The 16601-nt window shown below is 36.2% G+C and carries 14 protein-coding genes; 8 read left to right on the forward strand and 6 right to left on the reverse strand.

Annotated elements, in window-relative coordinates; all coding sequences use genetic code 11:
* Positions 1–163 precede the first annotated feature (163 nt).
* Entirely contained in the window at positions 164–1480 is a 1317-nt protein-coding gene (locus F6K15_RS11820) for a transposase (RefSeq protein ID WP_293060984.1), read from the forward strand.
* 232 nt (positions 1481–1712) lie between these two features.
* Here F6K15_RS11820 and F6K15_RS11825 read toward each other — a convergent pair whose 3' ends face one another.
* Positions 1713–2255, reverse strand: coding sequence for a DNA-binding protein (locus tag F6K15_RS11825; RefSeq protein ID WP_293060986.1), 543 nt, complete (start codon positions 2253–2255; stop codon positions 1713–1715).
* 170 nt (positions 2256–2425) lie between these two features.
* Here F6K15_RS11825 and treZ point away from each other — a divergent pair, with 170 nt between their 5' ends.
* The 4 genes from treZ (at position 2426) to treY (ending at position 9528) form a co-directional block, all read left to right on the forward strand.
* On the forward strand, positions 2426–4282 hold the full coding sequence (gene treZ, locus F6K15_RS11830; RefSeq protein WP_293060988.1) for a malto-oligosyltrehalose trehalohydrolase: 1857 nt from the start codon (positions 2426–2428) through the stop codon (positions 4280–4282).
* Positions 4283–4503: 221 nt separating this feature from the next.
* Positions 4504–4770 carry a helix-turn-helix domain-containing protein gene (locus F6K15_RS11835; protein WP_293060990.1) on the forward strand — a complete coding sequence of 89 codons (267 nt, stop codon included), beginning with the start codon at positions 4504–4506 and terminating at the stop codon, positions 4768–4770.
* Between the two features lie 164 nt (positions 4771–4934).
* Positions 4935–5804 carry a hypothetical protein gene (locus F6K15_RS11840; protein ID WP_293060991.1) on the forward strand — a complete coding sequence of 290 codons (870 nt, stop codon included), beginning with the start codon at positions 4935–4937 and terminating at the stop codon, positions 5802–5804.
* An 865-nt stretch (positions 5805–6669) separates the two neighbouring features.
* Complete coding sequence (treY, locus tag F6K15_RS11845) at positions 6670–9528, forward strand: malto-oligosyltrehalose synthase (RefSeq protein ID WP_293060992.1); 2859 nt, start codon at positions 6670–6672, stop codon at positions 9526–9528.
* A gap of 442 nt (positions 9529–9970) precedes the next feature.
* On the opposite strand, the gene F6K15_RS11850 is transcribed toward treY, so the two are convergent.
* From F6K15_RS11850 to F6K15_RS11870, 5 genes are all read right to left on the reverse strand, one after another.
* Complete coding sequence (locus F6K15_RS11850) at positions 9971–10420, reverse strand: hypothetical protein (RefSeq protein WP_293060994.1); 450 nt, start codon at positions 10418–10420, stop codon at positions 9971–9973.
* A 141-nt stretch (positions 10421–10561) separates the two neighbouring features.
* Complete coding sequence (gene cobU, locus F6K15_RS11855) at positions 10562–11125, reverse strand: bifunctional adenosylcobinamide kinase/adenosylcobinamide-phosphate guanylyltransferase (protein WP_293060995.1); 564 nt, start codon at positions 11123–11125, stop codon at positions 10562–10564.
* A 308-nt stretch (positions 11126–11433) separates the two neighbouring features.
* On the reverse strand, positions 11434–11613 hold the full coding sequence (locus tag F6K15_RS38310) for a transposase (RefSeq protein ID WP_363267793.1): 180 nt from the start codon (positions 11611–11613) through the stop codon (positions 11434–11436).
* Positions 11594–11965, reverse strand: coding sequence for a transposase (locus F6K15_RS11865; protein WP_293060999.1), 372 nt, complete (start codon positions 11963–11965; stop codon positions 11594–11596). Before F6K15_RS11865 ends, F6K15_RS38310 begins: the two co-directional genes overlap by 20 nt.
* A 174-nt stretch (positions 11966–12139) precedes the next feature.
* The gene (locus F6K15_RS11870) at positions 12140–12457 is read right to left on the reverse strand and encodes a helix-turn-helix domain-containing protein (protein ID WP_293061001.1); all 318 of its coding nucleotides are present in this window, start codon (positions 12455–12457) and stop codon (positions 12140–12142) included.
* Between the two features lie 169 nt (positions 12458–12626).
* On the opposite strand from F6K15_RS11870, the gene F6K15_RS11875 reads away from it, so the two are divergent.
* The 3 genes from F6K15_RS11875 to hpsU all read left to right on the forward strand — a co-directional run bounded on the left by F6K15_RS11875 (position 12627) and on the right by hpsU (position 16216).
* Positions 12627–13544 (forward strand): glycosyltransferase family 2 protein, encoded by a 918-nt coding sequence (locus F6K15_RS11875; RefSeq protein WP_293061003.1) that lies wholly within the window; start codon positions 12627–12629, stop codon positions 13542–13544.
* A 242-nt stretch (positions 13545–13786) separates the two neighbouring features.
* Positions 13787–14737 (forward strand): glycosyltransferase family 2 protein, encoded by a 951-nt coding sequence (locus tag F6K15_RS11880; RefSeq protein WP_293061005.1) that lies wholly within the window; start codon positions 13787–13789, stop codon positions 14735–14737.
* A 900-nt stretch (positions 14738–15637) separates the two neighbouring features.
* Entirely contained in the window at positions 15638–16216 is a 579-nt protein-coding gene (gene hpsU, locus F6K15_RS11885; protein ID WP_293061007.1) for a hormogonium polysaccharide biosynthesis acetyltransferase HpsU, read from the forward strand.
* Positions 16217–16601 lie beyond the last annotated feature (385 nt).

The raw sequence follows: 16601 nt of genomic DNA on the forward strand, positions 1-16601 counted from the left end.
GAAAAGCTTGCACTTTTTTTCGAAAAAAAAAGGCTAGAATCTATATCAGTCAATGCTTTAATATTTAATCAGCAAGCCCTAATTGTTATCGCATTCTTTTGTGCTAAAAGTTATTATTTGTTTCACCATTAAGCTAGAATTAAAGTAGTTAGTGAAAAAGCTAGTGAAGCAAGTAATAACGGCAAAACTGAAGTTACATTTATCCTCAGAGCAAAAAAAGCTTTTGAGGGAAGTTTCATTGGCTTATAGAGATGCGCTAAATGATTCTTCTGAAATAGCATTCACTAATGGAAAAGTATCAAGTGCAAATAAGCTGCAAAAGCTTGTTTATCAGGATATTAGAACTAAATTTGGTTTACCTTCTCAGATGAGTTGCAATGTCCCAAGACAAGTAGCTGCAACTTATAAAGGTTTGTGGACTAAAGTTAAACAAAATGCGAACCATATTCAATTGGGCCAGACTAAAAAGCGATATAAAGGGTTGGACAAACCACCTAAGTATGCATCCAGAACTTGCAATTTAAACTACAAACGAGATTACTCTTTTGTGAAGCAAGGGGTGAGTTTGATTACCTTACAAGGTCGAATTAAAGTATTTTACTCTGGGTACAACAAGCACGTTGAACTAATCAAATCGGGTGAAGATGCAGTTAAGTTTGGAGGAGCAAAAATTTATTACGCTCGTTCAAATAAGACTTACTACTTATTAGTTTCTTTAGAATTAAAAATACCAGACATTGAACCTGATGCAATTAATTGCGTAGTCGGTGTTGATGTAGGACAACGGTATCATGCAGTTACTACAGACACCGCAAATCAAGCTCATTTCTATCCAGGAAAACAGTGTAATCATAAAGCTACTCGTTATCAAAAAGTGAGAAAATCTTTACAGCAAAAAGGCACTCGTTCTGCTAAGAAACGTTTGGTTTCATTATCAGGAAAAGAAAGACGGTTTATTGCCGATAGAAATCACTGTTTATCCAAACAAATTGCTACTCCTAACACACTAATCGGACTGGAAAACTTAACCAATATTCGGGAGCGGACTCAACCTCGTAAGATTGGAAAAAAAGCATCAACTAAACAACGAAAAGCTAATCATAAACAAGCGAAATGGTCCTTTGCAGAATTACACTTATTTATCGACTATAAGTCTGTTTTAAATAATTCCTTAGCTATTAAAGTTGATGCTGATTATACCTCCCAAGCTTGTCCTCATTGCGGGCATACCAGCAGAGGTAATCGTCCAAATAAAGGGCTAATTTTCCACTGTGAATCTTGCGGTTTTGAACTCCATGCCGACTTAATTGGTGCAAGGAATATAGCAATGCGAGCGCTGCTTTTTCGGCAAGACTGGGAAAGTACGGGGCTTTTGTCAGCAGCCCCTGATGGTTCGTCGGCTGAAGCCAAAGCTGCACGCCTTTCGAGGTTTGCAGAAATGCGGTGGACGGCAGAATCAAGCCAACATCATAATCTTTGATTTGATGTTTGGTAGTTGACTTCTGCCTATTACAGAATTGGTAGAAAATGAAGATTGATTGTTAGACACTATTGTCTCAGGGCGAATAGCCATTCACCCCTACAGTGGTTTACCAAAATGAAAACCGTTGTAATATTTTTATCTTTCCTCAAGAGGATTTCTAGTTAAGGATGAGCGATCGCCACACCTTTCCCAAAATTCACCCAAAACCACTATATATAGTAGTCAAAAACTATAACGTTGCAGATATACAGTGTTTAGCCTTTCGACTTTTTTGTTTTGCCCGCTGCTGAACCACTTCTGGAGGCGGACCATAATCTCCGTTACTGAAATATACTCGCTCTACTATATTTCCCGGTTCTACTTCAATCCACAGACGGGCACCTCCAGCTTGACTTGTATTAGGTTTATGAGGTTGATACACTACTTGGCAAGGTCCATGAATTTTCACAGCGTGGCAATAATCTTTTTTACCTCCTACTTTTACGGCGACTGCTGTATGAGAAGTTCCATGGTCTCGGTTATAGTCTATGGTCTTTCGCAAAACATGAATAAAAGTATTGGCTGTGCGTTGATTTTTGTTCCAAGTTGGTTCTGGACCTCGACGACCAGGTGTAATTTCTGGCATTCCCCTCTGATTTAGGGGAATCTGCCAAAGTCTTTTGACTTTACGCGCACCAATAACACGACCAGTATTTAGTAGAAAACGCAATCTACCCGTAGAGATATTTAGAAGAAAAGCTGCTTCAGTTGTACTAACTAATGAGACAGTCATAACTATAACGTTGTAGTTTTGAATAATTTACATGAAAAGGACAAATTAGAATTTTTTTTCAAAAAAGTAATTTTATTTTAAGAGGTTAATAAATTAACAGACGAAATTGTAGTCTAAAATTAGACAACATTAATTATAAAAAATTCAACGCCCTAAGAGTCTATAAATTTATGAGAGTTGGTAGCTATTATTCAGCAGAAACAAATAAATGCCTATTTACTATTTGGGCACCTCTTCGAGAAAAGTTAGCTGTACATATTGTACATCCCCAAGAAAAATTAATAGGTCTGCAAAAAGATGAATGGGGATATTGGCAAGGAGAAGCAAAAGACATTGACCAGGAAACTCTCTACTTTTATCAATTAGATGGAGAAACTGACCGACCAGACCCCGCCTCTAACTGGCAACCTCAAGGAGTACATGGTCCTTCAAAAATATTAGACCATCAACAATTTACCTGGAATGATACTTCTTGGCAAGGTATCCCTTTGGCAGAAATGATTATCTATGAACTTCATGTGGGCACTTTTACCCCCGAAGGAACTTTTGCAGCAATTATTCCTAAGTTGCCAGAATTAAAAGATTTAGGGATAAACGTTATAGAAATAATGCCCGTAGCCCAATTTCCAGGCGATCGCAACTGGGGCTATGATGGAGTTTATCTTTATGGTGTCCAAGATTCTTATGGTGGGCCGGATGGTCTAAAGCAACTTGTTAATGCTTGTCATCAGGCAGGCATTTCTGTAATTTTGGACGTTGTTTATAATCATTTTGGTCCAGAAGGAAATTATCTCTGGGATTATGGTCCCTATTTTACGGATAAGTATCATACTCCTTGGGGAAATGCTGTTAATTTTGATGATGCATATAGTAATGAAGTCCGTAATTTCTTTATTGAAAATACTTTGTATTGGTTAGATAAATATCATATTGATGGTTTACGTTTAGATGCTGTTCATGCCATTTATGACATGAGTGCCGAACCTTTTTTACAACAGTTAGCTGACCGGGTAGAAGAGTTTAGTAAAAATGGTAGTTGGAAACGTTATTTAATTGCGGAAAGTGATTTGAATGATGTGCGAGTTTTACGTTCAAAAGAGAATGGAGGTTTTGGTCACGATGCTCAATGGTGTGATGATTTTCACCACTCTCTGCATAGTCTTTTAACTGGAGAAAGTTCTGGATATTATTCTGATTTTAAGAGTATAGAATCTCTGAAAAAGTCTTATAAAGAAGGATATGTTTATACAGGAGAATATTCACCTCATCGTCAGAGAAATCATGGTAATTCAACCCTGGGTTTTGCCGGAGAAAAATTTGTAGTTTGTATTCAAAATCACGACCAAATAGGTAATAGATTAATTGGAGAAAGATTATCAGCTTTAGTAGATTTTGAAGGATTAAAATTAGCAGCAGGAGCAGTTTTAATTTCTCCATTTGTACCAATGTTATTTATGGGAGAAGAGTATGGAGAAGAAAATCCTTTTTTGTATTTTGTTAGTCATGGAGACCCTAACTTAGTTGAAGCAGTGAGAAAAGGTAGGGCAGAAGAATTTAAGTCTTTTAACTGGTCTGGAGAAGTGCCAGATCCTCAAGGTGAGAAAGTATTTATGGATTCTAAATTAAATTGGGAAAAGTCTAGGGAAGGTAAATATAGAGTTTTACGTTCTTTTTATCAACGGTTAATTGAGCTACGGAAAAAAATTCCAGTATTAGCTAAACTTGATACCTCCCAAATAGAAGTACAAAGTTTGGCAGATAAAAATGTCTTATTGCTTCACAGATGGGGAGAAAAAAGTAGTGTATTGAGTCTGATGAATTTTGAAAAGCATTCTGTCACATTTGAACCTCAACTGCCCACAGGAAATTGGCAAAAGATGATTAATTCCTCAGATCGAGAATGGATGGGAGAAGGTGCTGTTTTACCTGAAAAATTATTATTATCTGGACAAACCGTGACAATTAATCCTTTAAGCTTTGCTCTTTATAAGACTCGATCAGAGTATTCCCCAGAGAATATACATTAGACTTCTCCGGAAAAGAGGGAGTAGGGAGTAGGGGGAAAGAATTGATGATTTTTGCGTGATAATTGATTTGATTTTTGATTATCGTAGATGTCTATTTTTAATTCTCCATTTTAGCTAAATCCTCGAGAAGCCTCGCGCCATAATCTCTGATTTGGCGACCAGATGAATCGGCGGTAAATTAATGGGGTGAGTACGCCCCATTAATCTACAAATATTGCTTTTTGCTCAAGACTTCGATTGTTGATGTTATCATAACAATGATCGAATTAATGTTGATAGTAATGCGGACGGCTTATCAGTACAAATTAAAGCCTAATAATGAACTTGTGTCTACCATAGAACTATGGCTGGACTTGTTGCGTCGGCAGTACAACTATCGATTGGGTGAGCTGTTTTCGTGGTGGTCAGAAAATCGCTGTCCGGTTAATGCTTGCCCTTTAATAACGCCAATTCCTCAACTAAGAAATAACCCGGATTATTATTCGTAAGAATTAAGATTTAGTCAATACTAAAGATAAATTTCGGGAGTACAAACTAATTCATTGTCTATTGTTGAGTCTTAATTTAATATAATACTTAAAAACTAATGATAAATTTCCCAAAAAACGTTTTTTCTGAGTCTTTTCCAATTTTTCAAAAATTACCTCCTTCCATGACTTCCATAAGGGAAAGAAAAGTTCTTAAGTATTTCGCTCGTTGCCTTTACTCTGGTACGGGAGAAATAGTCGATCTTGGTTCAGGAGTAGCAGGAACAGTATATCCCTTTGCTTTGGGATTATCAAAAAATCAACAAGTATTAGAGAAAAATTCTAGAATTTATGCCTATGATGCTTTTACAACTCCAAAACAAAAAGTTGCAGCTAGAGGAGGACAAATTTATTTCCAAAATACTAGAGGATCTCAAAAACAAGACTCCTACTTACACATATTTCAAAAAAACTGTAAGACTTTGATTGACTATGTTAATGTTTGTGATGGAGATATTACTGCATTGTCATGGCGACATAAACCCATTGAAATTATTCACATTGATATAGCAAAAAAATTAAAAGTATGGCAACACATTGTCAAAGAATTTTTTCCTGATTTTTGTGTCAATCAAACTATTGTTGTTAATCAAGATTTTTCTAGATCGAGACTTCCTTGGTTAATTTATTCTACTGGTATAATTCTGCCCTATATTGAACTTTTCGACCATGTGATTGATGGTGTTACATATTTTAAAATAGTTCAAGAAATACCATCAGTTCTTCTTAGTAAACTCGCAGAAGATGATTTTAGTATTGCTGAGAAGATAGATGCAGTTAATAAAATTACTGAGGTACTTGATGATTGTATTTTTGTAGGCAATGTTAACAAGGATTTAATGAAAGGACTTATGGATCTGGCAATTGCTTATATTTATTATTATTTTGGCAACAAACAAACATCTTGTACCTTGGCAGAATCACTAAAGAATAATCCTACTCTTGTCAGACATGCCTCGGGGTTCTTTCGGGAATTAGGCGTTTCTCTTAATTGAAGTTTAACTACGTATCAATTTTTAACTAGGGCTTGCTGAAAAAGTCTTTTTTTCAGATGAGGATCCAGAATTTCCTACGGAATGCTTCCCTACTGGATGTTACGCAAACGCAAATAGAATCGGTGAAGTCAGGAGGAATGGGAATTATAAAAGAGGTAATCAGAAAAATCTTGGGACGATTTTTCTTCCCCTATCTAGCTCAAAATGCGCTCCTTTTTGAGCTATTGGAGCTGAAAACCAGGTACTTTTTCTAGACCTAAAAAGGCTAAAACTTATATCAGTAAATGCTTTGAGATTTAATCAGCAAGCCCTAACTATATTTGGACTACATGAAAAATAAATATACAGTTTAATATTTCAAAAAAATTTATCTGTTAAACGTAAAATTTTGAACTTTTAAGAACTAATTAATCAACACTTATAGCAGTTTTCATGTTTCATACGAATACAGAAATTTTGGCTGAAAGGCAGCAGGGGCTGAAGTTTTGTAGTCAACATGAGTGAAAACTGCTATAATTATATCTATTTAACTATGGGAATTCCCATGACAACATCTATAGAATTTAATCTACTTACAGAAGTTTCCGAAGCTATGAGGTACAGTTATTTTTATTCTTTTCTGTTCCCTGTTCCCAGCTCCGGTGTTCCCTCAAACCTAAAATTTTGTACCTCATAACAACGGAAAACGCTGTATATTTTTGACTTTGGAAGTAGATTAAGTCGTAGTTTCATATTTAGCCAAACTAGGAAATTTTCATATTTATGCTTTTTTTTAATGTTTGAAAAACAGATAAATATCTGTTAAACGTGAAATTATGAACTTTTAATAGTCAATTAATCACCACTTAATTATCTCTATTTAACTATGCGAATTCCCATAACGACATATAGAATTCAATTTACTCCTAATTTTGGCTTTGATGCAGCTAAAGTTATAGTTCCATACTTAGCTGAACTAGGAATTTCTGATCTTTATGCTTCTCCTATATTTAAAGCAAAAACAGGTAGTGAACATGGATATGACGTAGTCAATCCTAATATACTTAATCCTGAACTAGGAGGCCAAGAAAAATTTACCGAACTAGCAGCAGAAATCAAAAGTAATGAAATGGGATGGCTACAAGATATTGTGCCTAATCACATGGCATTTGGCAGTCAAAATCATATTCTAGTAGATGTCTTAGAAAATGGTTTTGACTCTCAATATCGTGACTATTTTGATATTGATTGGAATCATCCTTATGAAGGTATTCGAGGCAGGGTTTTAGCACCTTTTTTGGGTAAATTTTATGGAGACTGTCTAGAAAATGGAGAGTTACAACTTCAGTATGGTCAAAATGGATTAACTGTTAACTATTACGACCATAAGTTTCCCATTAGAATTGATTCTTATACTCAAGTTTTAACCTACAATATCGGCAAATTAAGAAATAAATTAGGCAGAAAAAATCAGGATTTTGTTAAATTACAGGGAGTTCTCTATAGTTTAAAATATATTCCTTCTGGAGCGGAGGGGAGAGAAAGGTATGACCAAATTAGCTTCATCAAAGGGATGTTGTGGGAATTATGGAATGAAAATCCACGTATTAAAGAATTCATTGAAGAAAATATAGAGACTTTTAACGGGGTTCCGGGAAAGCCAGAAAGTTTTGACTTATTAGATAAATTATTATCCGAGCAATACTTTCGTTTATCTTTCTGGAAAGTGGGTAATGAAGAGTTAAACTACCGAAGATTTTTTACAGTAAATGATTTAATCTCAGTCAGAGTAGAAGATGAACAAGTATTTAATACTACCCATGCTCTAATCTTAGAAATGTTAAAAGAGGAAAAATTTACAGGTCTCAGAATCGATCATATTGATGGACTGTACGATCCTGCTCAGTATTTAAACAGACTAAGAGAAAAAGCAAATGCTCCTTATATCGTTGTCGAAAAAATTCTTGAACCCAGGGAAGATTTACCTGTTAATTGGCCTGTTCAAGGAACTACAGGTTATGATTTTTTAAACTATGTTAATGGTATTTTTTGTGACCATTTTAACGAGGAAGAATTCGACCAGATTTATTCTCGGTTTATTAAAGGTACTTCTAACTATGGGCAGCTAGCTGATGAAAATCAAAGGCTGATTATTAACAAACATTTAGCTGGAGATATTGATAATTTAGCTCACTTACTTAAAGATATTTCTAGTAAATATCGATATGCCAGCGATTTTACTATTTTTGGTTTGAAAGCTGCTTTAGTAGAAGTTATGTCAGTATTTCCAGTGTACCGAACTTATGTTAGTAAAGAAGGAGTTAGTAAGGCAGATCGAGAATGTATTCAGAGAGTAATTGCTAAAACGAAAGAGAAAATTCCTTTCTTTATCAATGAACTTTTAAATGAATTGAGTTTTATTGAAAAGTTTTTGTTATTAGAATTTGATGAGCATTTAAACCAGGAAGATAAAGATAAATGGCTACACTTTGTGATGCGGTTACAACAATTTACCGGACCTTTGATGGCAAAGGGTGTAGAAGATACTGTTTTATATGTTTATAATCGACTTATTTCTCTCAATGAAGTTGGTTCAACTCCTAGTAAATTTGGAGTTTCAGTTGAAGATTTTCATGGATTTAATCAACATCGTATTGCCTATTGGCCTCATACTATGAGTGGAACTTCTACTCATGATACAAAACGTGGGGAAGATGTCAGAACGCGAATTAATGTACTCTCAGAAATTCCTGAAGAATGGGAAAGTTATTTACAGAAATGGCAGGAAATTAATGCTCCTAAAAAAGATTGTGTAGGAGGTTTAGATGTTCCTGCGCCTAATGATGAATACTTTTTATATCAGACTTTGTTAGGTGCTTTTCCTGTTGATGAAAGTGAATATTCAACTTTTGTCGAAAGGATTAAAGAATATATTATTAAAGCAATACGAGAGGCTAAAGTTAATACAGGTTGGTTAAGACCGGATGATGATTACGAAAGCTCATTGATTAAGTTTGTAGAACATCTACTTAATAAATCAGAAGATAATGAATTTTTACCAGCTTTCCGACCTCTACAACGTAAGGTTCAATATTACGGTGTTTTTAATTCTTTATCTCAGGCTTTTTTGAAACTTACTTCTCCTGGAGTTCCTGATATTTATCAAGGTACAGAATTGTGGGATTTGAGTCTTGTTGACCCTGATAACCGTCGTTCAGTTGATTTTGAAAAAAGAGCAGAGTTTCTGAAGGAAATTAAGACAAAAATAGAGTCCGATATTTTAGGATTGATTGAAGAACTTTTGCAAACTCCAGAAACTGGTAAGATTAAAATGTTTTTAATTTACCAAGCTTTGCAGGCACGCCGAGAGTATTTGGATTTATTTCAACGAGGAGATTACCAAAAGTTAATTGTTATGGGTAGTTTGAAAAATCATATAGTTGCTTTCTCAAGAAAATGGGGAGATAGTACGGCGATTATTATAGCTCCCAGATTATTAACTAAATTGGTTAATGAAGGAGAAAATCCTTTAGGAGAACAAGTATGGCGTGAGACTCGAATTTGTTTACCTTCTGGTTCTTCTTTGGTTTGGAAAAATGTAATTACTCAACAAAAACTTAAAGAAGAGAAAGAGGATACTTTATGGATTAGAAATGTACTGAATCATTTCCCTGTAGCATTATTAATTAATGAGCAAGGTGAAACAAATAATGATTCTGAACCAAAAGTAGATTCTCACAATTAAGTATACTTTGGTTTTCATTATAAAATTTAGCCCGCCAGAAAACTTTCAGAAGGCGGGATTATTTTTCGCCAAAATACTTGCTCAAGATACTTTTCTTGGTGCGCTACCAGGTGCACCGTGAGACGACGCGGGGTCGCACCGCTATCTTGGTCTCATGGATATGGTTAGGAAACCCATCCATCCCACCCTTCGGGAAGCTCCGCTAACGACCGCTTTGTCAAAGGGACACCTCCTGTAAAGTAGGGGCGGACTGGGGAAGCTCTACATTAGCAAATGGCCAGAAAGCTCCTACTTCACTTATCATTTAAACACATTCTTTTTTCATGCATGGTATAAACTCCTTTGATTAGACATCTCCTCCAAAAGAGGGAATAGGCAGTAGAGAGAAATAATTAATAATTTATGGATAATAATTGATTTGATTTTTTATTATTGGAGATGTCTATTTAGAATAGCGAGTATCGGCAGTAATATTTTCCTCTTTATTGAATAATCGCTCACAAATACCTAATAAATATGATTTATTATTGATGGGCGATCGCGGCAATGGCTTTTCATTATCAGGCCAACTAGGTAAATCGAAACATGGACAACAATCTGGGGGCATTCCTTTGACACGAGATGGGATAGGCATTAAACAACGGGCACAATCACTAATGTCCCACTCTGGAGATAATAATTCTGCAATTGTTTGATGTGTCCCCTCTAAAAAACAATCTCCTGATTCAGAAGATAAAATTTGTTGCCAGCATGATTCAAAATCTTGACTGTAGCGATCGCCTAAAAGTACAGCTTGAGGTTTTATAGCTACTTTACCATTTCTGATTAATACTTTCTTGCCTAACTGAAACCAATAGGCAATATATTGTTTGACTTGATTGTGGGATGCCATAATTTTTAGCTCCGATATTTTCCGTTTCATAGAACTTCAAAGCTAATAAATAGCCTCGTTCATCTTCCTTGATTCTAACTTTTCCATTGTTAAAATTGGGGAGTGAACCTAATATTTTATTTCTTTAGAATAAATTAAGAATTAAATGTTCAAAGGTGTGCCTAAAACACTAAGATTCAAAACATGACCTCCTGTAACCAGATAAACAGACTGAGAAATTACTCCAACTCGACGAATCAGATGACCAAGGCGATCGCGAAATAGCCGTCCGATCGGAAATGAAGGAACTATTCCCCAACCTGTTTCTTCACCCACTAAAATCACATCGCCACTAGCTTTTAATAAAGCTTCAATTAAAACTTCTAAAGTTTCATTCCAAGCTGTTTCATCTTGTGACAAAATATTAGCCAACCAAGTACCTAAAGAATCTACCAAAATACAGCAGTCTTCATGTGCATAAGTAGTCAAAGTTTCTGATAGTTCCACGGGTATTTCTAAGGTAGTCCAATCACGAGGGCGACGGTTTTGATGTTGTTCAATTCGAGTTTGCCACTCTAGATCGTTACTATCAACTTGAGAGGTAGCGATATAAATTACTTGTTTGTGAGAACTAATAGCTAAATTTTCAGCCCACTCACTTTTACCAGAGCGAGCAGGACCTGTGACCAAAATTAGTTTCTTAGAAGTGACTTGAGGAGAATTCATGGAGATGCAAAAAGATGATCCAGTGTAAACTGAAAATAAAGGATATTGACATCCTCCCCGGCCTAAAGGCACAGAGATTCCTAGCGAGCCGTAACTCCTGGGCGGGTTGACGTCTGACAGGCTGCTGCACCCACCCCTCTTGCTCCCCTCCCGGGAGGGGATGGGGGTGGGTTAAACTTGCCTCCACGTCCTTTGAATCCACAGCTAGAGCAAGTTTGAGATGTGGGTTCAAGGGCGACTAATTACTCTGAAATCGCGACCATATTTTTCTGCTTTTCCTTCTAGGAATGTTCTGAAAGTTCTCCAGCCTAAATCTGAAATTGCTCTAGATAATTTACGGTCTCTTGGTGCGCGTTCCGCAAGGGAGCTGGCGTCGTCGCGGGGTCGCACCGCTTTTTTACCATACCAGAAACGTTTAAATCTTCTAAAACAACTGTTTGGTTTTCACGAATTATTTTAGTAGATAATTTATGTAGAAAATCTGTCAAGCGTATCTTTCAGCTTGGCATGGAATTTAGCTAATCTAACCCGTACTTTTTCATACCTTTTAGACCCCTTAGTTTTATGAGATAATGACTTACTTAACTTTCTTAACTTCTTAATTCGTTTCTTCAGTGGCTTAAGACCATCAACTTTTGTACCGTCGCTCAATGTAGCAAAGGTTTTGATACCTAAATCTATACCTACTGAATTATCAGTTTGAGGTAAGATTTCTGGTTGTATTTCTATTACAAAACTTAAGAAATATCTAGTAGGGGCGATTTGCGTTTGCGCAGCATTCCGCAGGAAATCGCCCCTACAATCTTTAATTACTGTTGCTGATGATGGAGGAGCAGGCAACTCTCTTGATCGAACAATTTTCAGCTTTCCAATCTTGGCTAAATAGACTTTATGTTGACCAACTTTAAACCCTCATGCATGTAAACCTAGCAGTTTGCGCGTGACTTTTTACTTTTAAATCTAGGAGGTTTAATAGGTCTACCTTTCTGTTGACCTTTAGTCGATTTAAAAAAGTTAGAGCAACGCCTGGTTTAAATCATTTAAAGATTGCTGCAATGGTATAGCAGAAACTTCTGATAGCCATTCTCTGTTTTCAGCCTTCTTAGCTTTAGTGATCAACTGTTTTTGCAGATCGGAATTAGTGGGTTTCTTTTCTCCTAATTTATGCTTTTGTTGGCAACAAGCTAGGCTATCATTCCAAACAACACGTTCGCGTTTGCGGTAGCATGACCATAGGAAAGCGTTGCGCCAGCAAACACAACCAAATAGCTTGGCTAATCGGTATTTTTGTCCCGGTGTTGGATAGATGCGATACTTAAATCTAGCTTTCATAATTCCTATCTAAACTAACAACATGATAACATATTTATCAAAGAAAAAACAATTTAAAAGTCGCCCTAGAAGGGCGAGGCTTTATACCCAATTTTATGGTAAATTAGTAAATAGTAAATTAGGCCAAAATCTGAGAAAACTCCAATAGTAAAAATAGTAACAATTAACTATGGCCAAAATATCTGCTATTATCTGTACTCATAATCGGGACAATTACTTAGGAGCTGCCATAGATAGCCTGCTTGGACAAGATTTTCCTGGTAGCTTTGAAGTAGTAGTAGTAGACAATGCTTCAACCGACCGCACCCGTGAAGTAGTAGAAGCAAGATATCCCAGTCCCAATCTGAAATATGTATATGAGCCAGTCACAGGATTATCTGTGGCCAGAAATACAGGGGCAAAAGCAGCCAGTGCGGAAATTTTAGCTTATCTTGATGATGATGCTGTTGCTAGTTCCCAATGGTTAAGGGTATTGCAAGAAGCTTTTCAAAGTAATGAAAAACTAGCGATCGCTGGTGGCAAAGTGACTTTAATTTGGCCAGAAGGAATTAGCCCCCCTAAATGGCTTTCTCCAGAATTATCAGGAAACCTGGGTTACTATGACCTTGGTGATTCTGTAGTTTATATTAATCAGCCTGGTTTAACTCCTAGAGGTTTAAATTATTCCATTCGTCGTACATTTCTTGAACAAATTGATGGCTTTGATACTAATTTAGGTCGAGTGGGCAAAAAGCTATTATCTAATGAAGAATTACATACCACAGAATTAGCAATCAAGGAAGGTTGGCAAGTAGCTTATTTACCTGAAGCTTTGGTTGCTCATAATGTAGCTCCTGAAAGGGTTAGACCTGCCTGGTTTATTGAAAGAGGTTGGTGGCAAGGCATTAGCGAATGTTATCGTGAACAACTAGCTGGTCAGGCAGGTCTTAGACAACTAAGAAAGGGGGGCGATAGAATGATTAGGGGTGTGTACAAGTCTCTAAAAAATATAACAGACCCGGCCAAACGTTTTGATAATTTTGTCTATGCTTATGCTCAAATAGGCTATCTAGGTGCAGCTATTCAAGGCATGATATCTATGAAGTAGGGGTAGGTTTTAGGTGGTAGGTGATAGGTTGTGGGTTGTAGGTTGTAGGTGGTAGGTTGTAGGTGGTAGGTTGTAGGTAAAAAAAGTTGCTCGCCCTGCCGAAATGCTAACCTAAGGCCACTCAATATCAAATCCTACCGACCTCAAGGTTAACCTAGGGCAACTCAATCCAAAACTCCTAGTGCCTTCAAAATATAGCGATAATAAAATTAAGGTAAATCCTGTTTATAAAATTCTTAACTATGACATCATCTAAGGTACCAGTTTCAGTCCTCATCCCGGCTAAGAATGAAGAAAAAAATTTACCCGCTTGTCTAGATAGTGTTGCAAGAGCAGATGAGATATTTGTGGTAGATTCTCAAAGCAGCGATCGCTCTGGGGAAATTGTAGAAAGTTATGGAGCAAATTTAGTACAGTTCCATTTTAATGGTCAATGGCCAAAAAAGAAAAATTGGTCTTTAGAAAATTTGCCATTTCGGAATGAGTGGGTACTTATTGTTGATTGTGACGAACGTATTACTCCTGAGCAATGGGATGAAATTGCTGTAGCGATTCAAGACCAAAATTACAATGGTTACTACCTTAATAGAAGGGTATTTTTTCTAGGTAAATGGATTCGTTATGGCGGTAAATATCCTGATTGGAATCTGCGTTTATTTAAGTATAAAGAAGGTCGCTACGAGAATTTAGGAACTGAGGGAGTGCCCAATACGGGGGATAATGAAGTACATGAACATGTTGTTTTGAATGGAAAGGTAGGCTATCTGAAAAATGATATGCTTCACGAAGATTTTCGTGATTTATTCCACTGGTTGGAAAGACACAATCGTTATTCTAATTGGGAAGCGCGAGTACATTATAATATACTGACTGGTCAGGATGATGATGGAACTATTGGTGCAAGTTTATTTGGGGATGCGGTACAGCGTAAACGTTTTCTGAAGAAGATATGGGTAAGATTACCATTTAAACCTATGTTAAGGTTTATTTTATTTTACTTTATTCAGCTAGGGTTTTTAGATGGTAAAGCAGGATATATTTATGGTAGGTTACTGAGTCAATATGAGTATCAAATAGGTGTTAAACTGTATGAACTTAAAGATTGTGGTGGTCAGCTAAATACTGTTCAGAAAATAGAAAAAACTGCTACACCTCAGCCAGTTGCTCAGGTAGATTCAGCAAGTAGTAGTTAGGAGTAAGGCTAAGTTCAACAATTAATAATTAATAATTAACAATTACCTCTCCTTGAAAAGAAGAGGCATTGAAGCGGTAGGGAAAATTTTTTTCTTTTCTCTTGGTTTGATGGATATGGCGCAGGTTTCGGAGCCATCCCTCCACCGCTTTTCTCCTTTAAAGGAGAGGCTTTAAGCCTTAATTATTCGGTAAGCAAAATATCTAAAATATTTACAGAGATGAAAACTGAGGGTCATTTCAGTTATCAGTTATTAGTAAAAGTATCAAAGAAACGGTCGGAAAAATTTACGAAAAACTTGATTTTGAGGTCGGAAAACTTGCCAAAATTCTCTCAACTTTTCCAAGTAACTATTTATCTACCCCACAACCAATGACTCGGCAAAAGCTATTTTTTGCATCAGAGAAACCGGAAGACTAATAACAGAAATAGATGAAATTATTCCGAGCTTTCCCCTAGGATAGTCACACAGTCAAACCAAGGATGAAAAATTTATTTATCTATATATAGTTGTCATCCCATCTGCCTAGAAATGAGGTCGGAAAATTTGCCAAAATTCTCTCAACTTTCCCAAGTAACTATTTACCTATCCCACAACCAATGACTCGGCAAAAGCTATTTTTGCCAACAGAGAAACCGGAAGACTAATGACAGAAATAGAGAAAATTATTCTCGATATTTGCTCTATTTCTGAATCAATTCATTAATCTATTCCACAGTCAAAATAAATTGAATAAACCCTTCAAAATTAACTATTCTGTAGTAACATACCTATAAAGATATAATGGAATATTCTCATCAATTTTACGGTAGGAGTATAAAAAGTACTATTTACCAATTCTAAATACCTCAATGCTATAAAATTGTCTAATCAAAGTCAAGGCAAAAAAATTAACTCCTAATGACAAATAACCAACAAACAGAATCTTGGGTCGATCTTCGTAAATACGACCAATCTTGGTATGACCGAGGTAAACCGGGTTGGTTCGTATTACTGTGGTGGTTCGTACAAGCAATTACCTTTCCCTTAACTCCCCAACCTTTACACAGTTTGAGAAGATTAATATTAAATCTCTTTGGAGCCAAAATTGGTCAAGGAGTTTTAATTCGCCCCACTGCCAGATTTACCTATCCTTGGAAAATAGCGATCGGCGATTATAGTTGGATTGGAGACGACGTAGTTTTGTACAGTCTTGACCATATAGAAATAGGTCAACATTGCGTTATCTCTCAAAAAAGTTACCTCTGCACTGGAAGTCATAATATAGAAGACCCTACATTTGGTTTACAAACAGCAAGTATTAATATTGGTAATGGTGCGTGGGTTGCTACAGATTGTTTCATTGCTCCAGGGGTTAATATTGGTGCTAATGCTGTTATTGGTGCTAGGAGTAGTGTTTTTAAAGATATGCCAGCAGGTCAGGTTTGTTTAGGAACTCCTTGTCAACCTCGTTACCCAAGACAAATTAAACATCATTAAGAAGGAAGAAGGGCGTTGGTCAATCAAGGTATGAAAATAAAAATTGAACAATCTCAAATATTTGTTATTCAATAGTTTAGCAATTACCAAAAATACAAATCATACCCTAATTTACCAAAGCCGGAAGAAGGTAGAAGGTAGAAGGTAGAAGGCAGAAGGTAGAAGGTAGAAGGCAGAAGGAAAGAGGTGTAATTGCTTATGGATAGTCAACTATCTGCCACTTCATGTCTTATCACCCCAAATAATTTTAAGGACCATATAGACGGTTGGTATTAAACCCGCCACAGAAAAGATAAAAATGAATAAATTAAAATTAAATTATATTGTAATTATGATTATATTTATTTAACTTAAGAATAAAACACTTTTTCTGCTGAAACTCTTT

The sequence above is a fragment of the Okeania sp. SIO2B3 genome (genome assembly GCF_010672525.1).
Taxonomy (GTDB): Bacteria; Cyanobacteriota; Cyanobacteriia; order Cyanobacteriales; family Microcoleaceae; genus Okeania.

Coding starts and splice junctions, on each gene's coding strand:
- F6K15_RS11825 (WP_293060986.1), bottom strand. CDS start 2,255: ATGACTGTCTCATTAGTTAGTACAACTGAAGCAGCTTTTCTTCTAAAT.
- treZ (WP_293060988.1), top strand. CDS start 2,426: ATGAGAGTTGGTAGCTATTATTCAGCAGAAACAAATAAATGCCTATTT.
- F6K15_RS11840 (WP_293060991.1), top strand. CDS start 4,935: ATGACTTCCATAAGGGAAAGAAAAGTTCTTAAGTATTTCGCTCGTTGC.
- treY (WP_293060992.1), top strand. CDS start 6,670: ATGCGAATTCCCATAACGACATATAGAATTCAATTTACTCCTAATTTT.
- F6K15_RS11850 (WP_293060994.1), bottom strand. CDS start 10,420: ATGGCATCCCACAATCAAGTCAAACAATATATTGCCTATTGGTTTCAG.
- cobU (WP_293060995.1), bottom strand. CDS start 11,125: ATGAATTCTCCTCAAGTCACTTCTAAGAAACTAATTTTGGTCACAGGT.
- F6K15_RS11870 (WP_293061001.1), bottom strand. CDS start 12,457: ATGAAAGCTAGATTTAAGTATCGCATCTATCCAACACCGGGACAAAAA.
- F6K15_RS11875 (WP_293061003.1), top strand. CDS start 12,627: ATGGCCAAAATATCTGCTATTATCTGTACTCATAATCGGGACAATTAC.
- F6K15_RS11880 (WP_293061005.1), top strand. CDS start 13,787: ATGACATCATCTAAGGTACCAGTTTCAGTCCTCATCCCGGCTAAGAAT.
- hpsU (WP_293061007.1), top strand. CDS start 15,638: ATGACAAATAACCAACAAACAGAATCTTGGGTCGATCTTCGTAAATAC.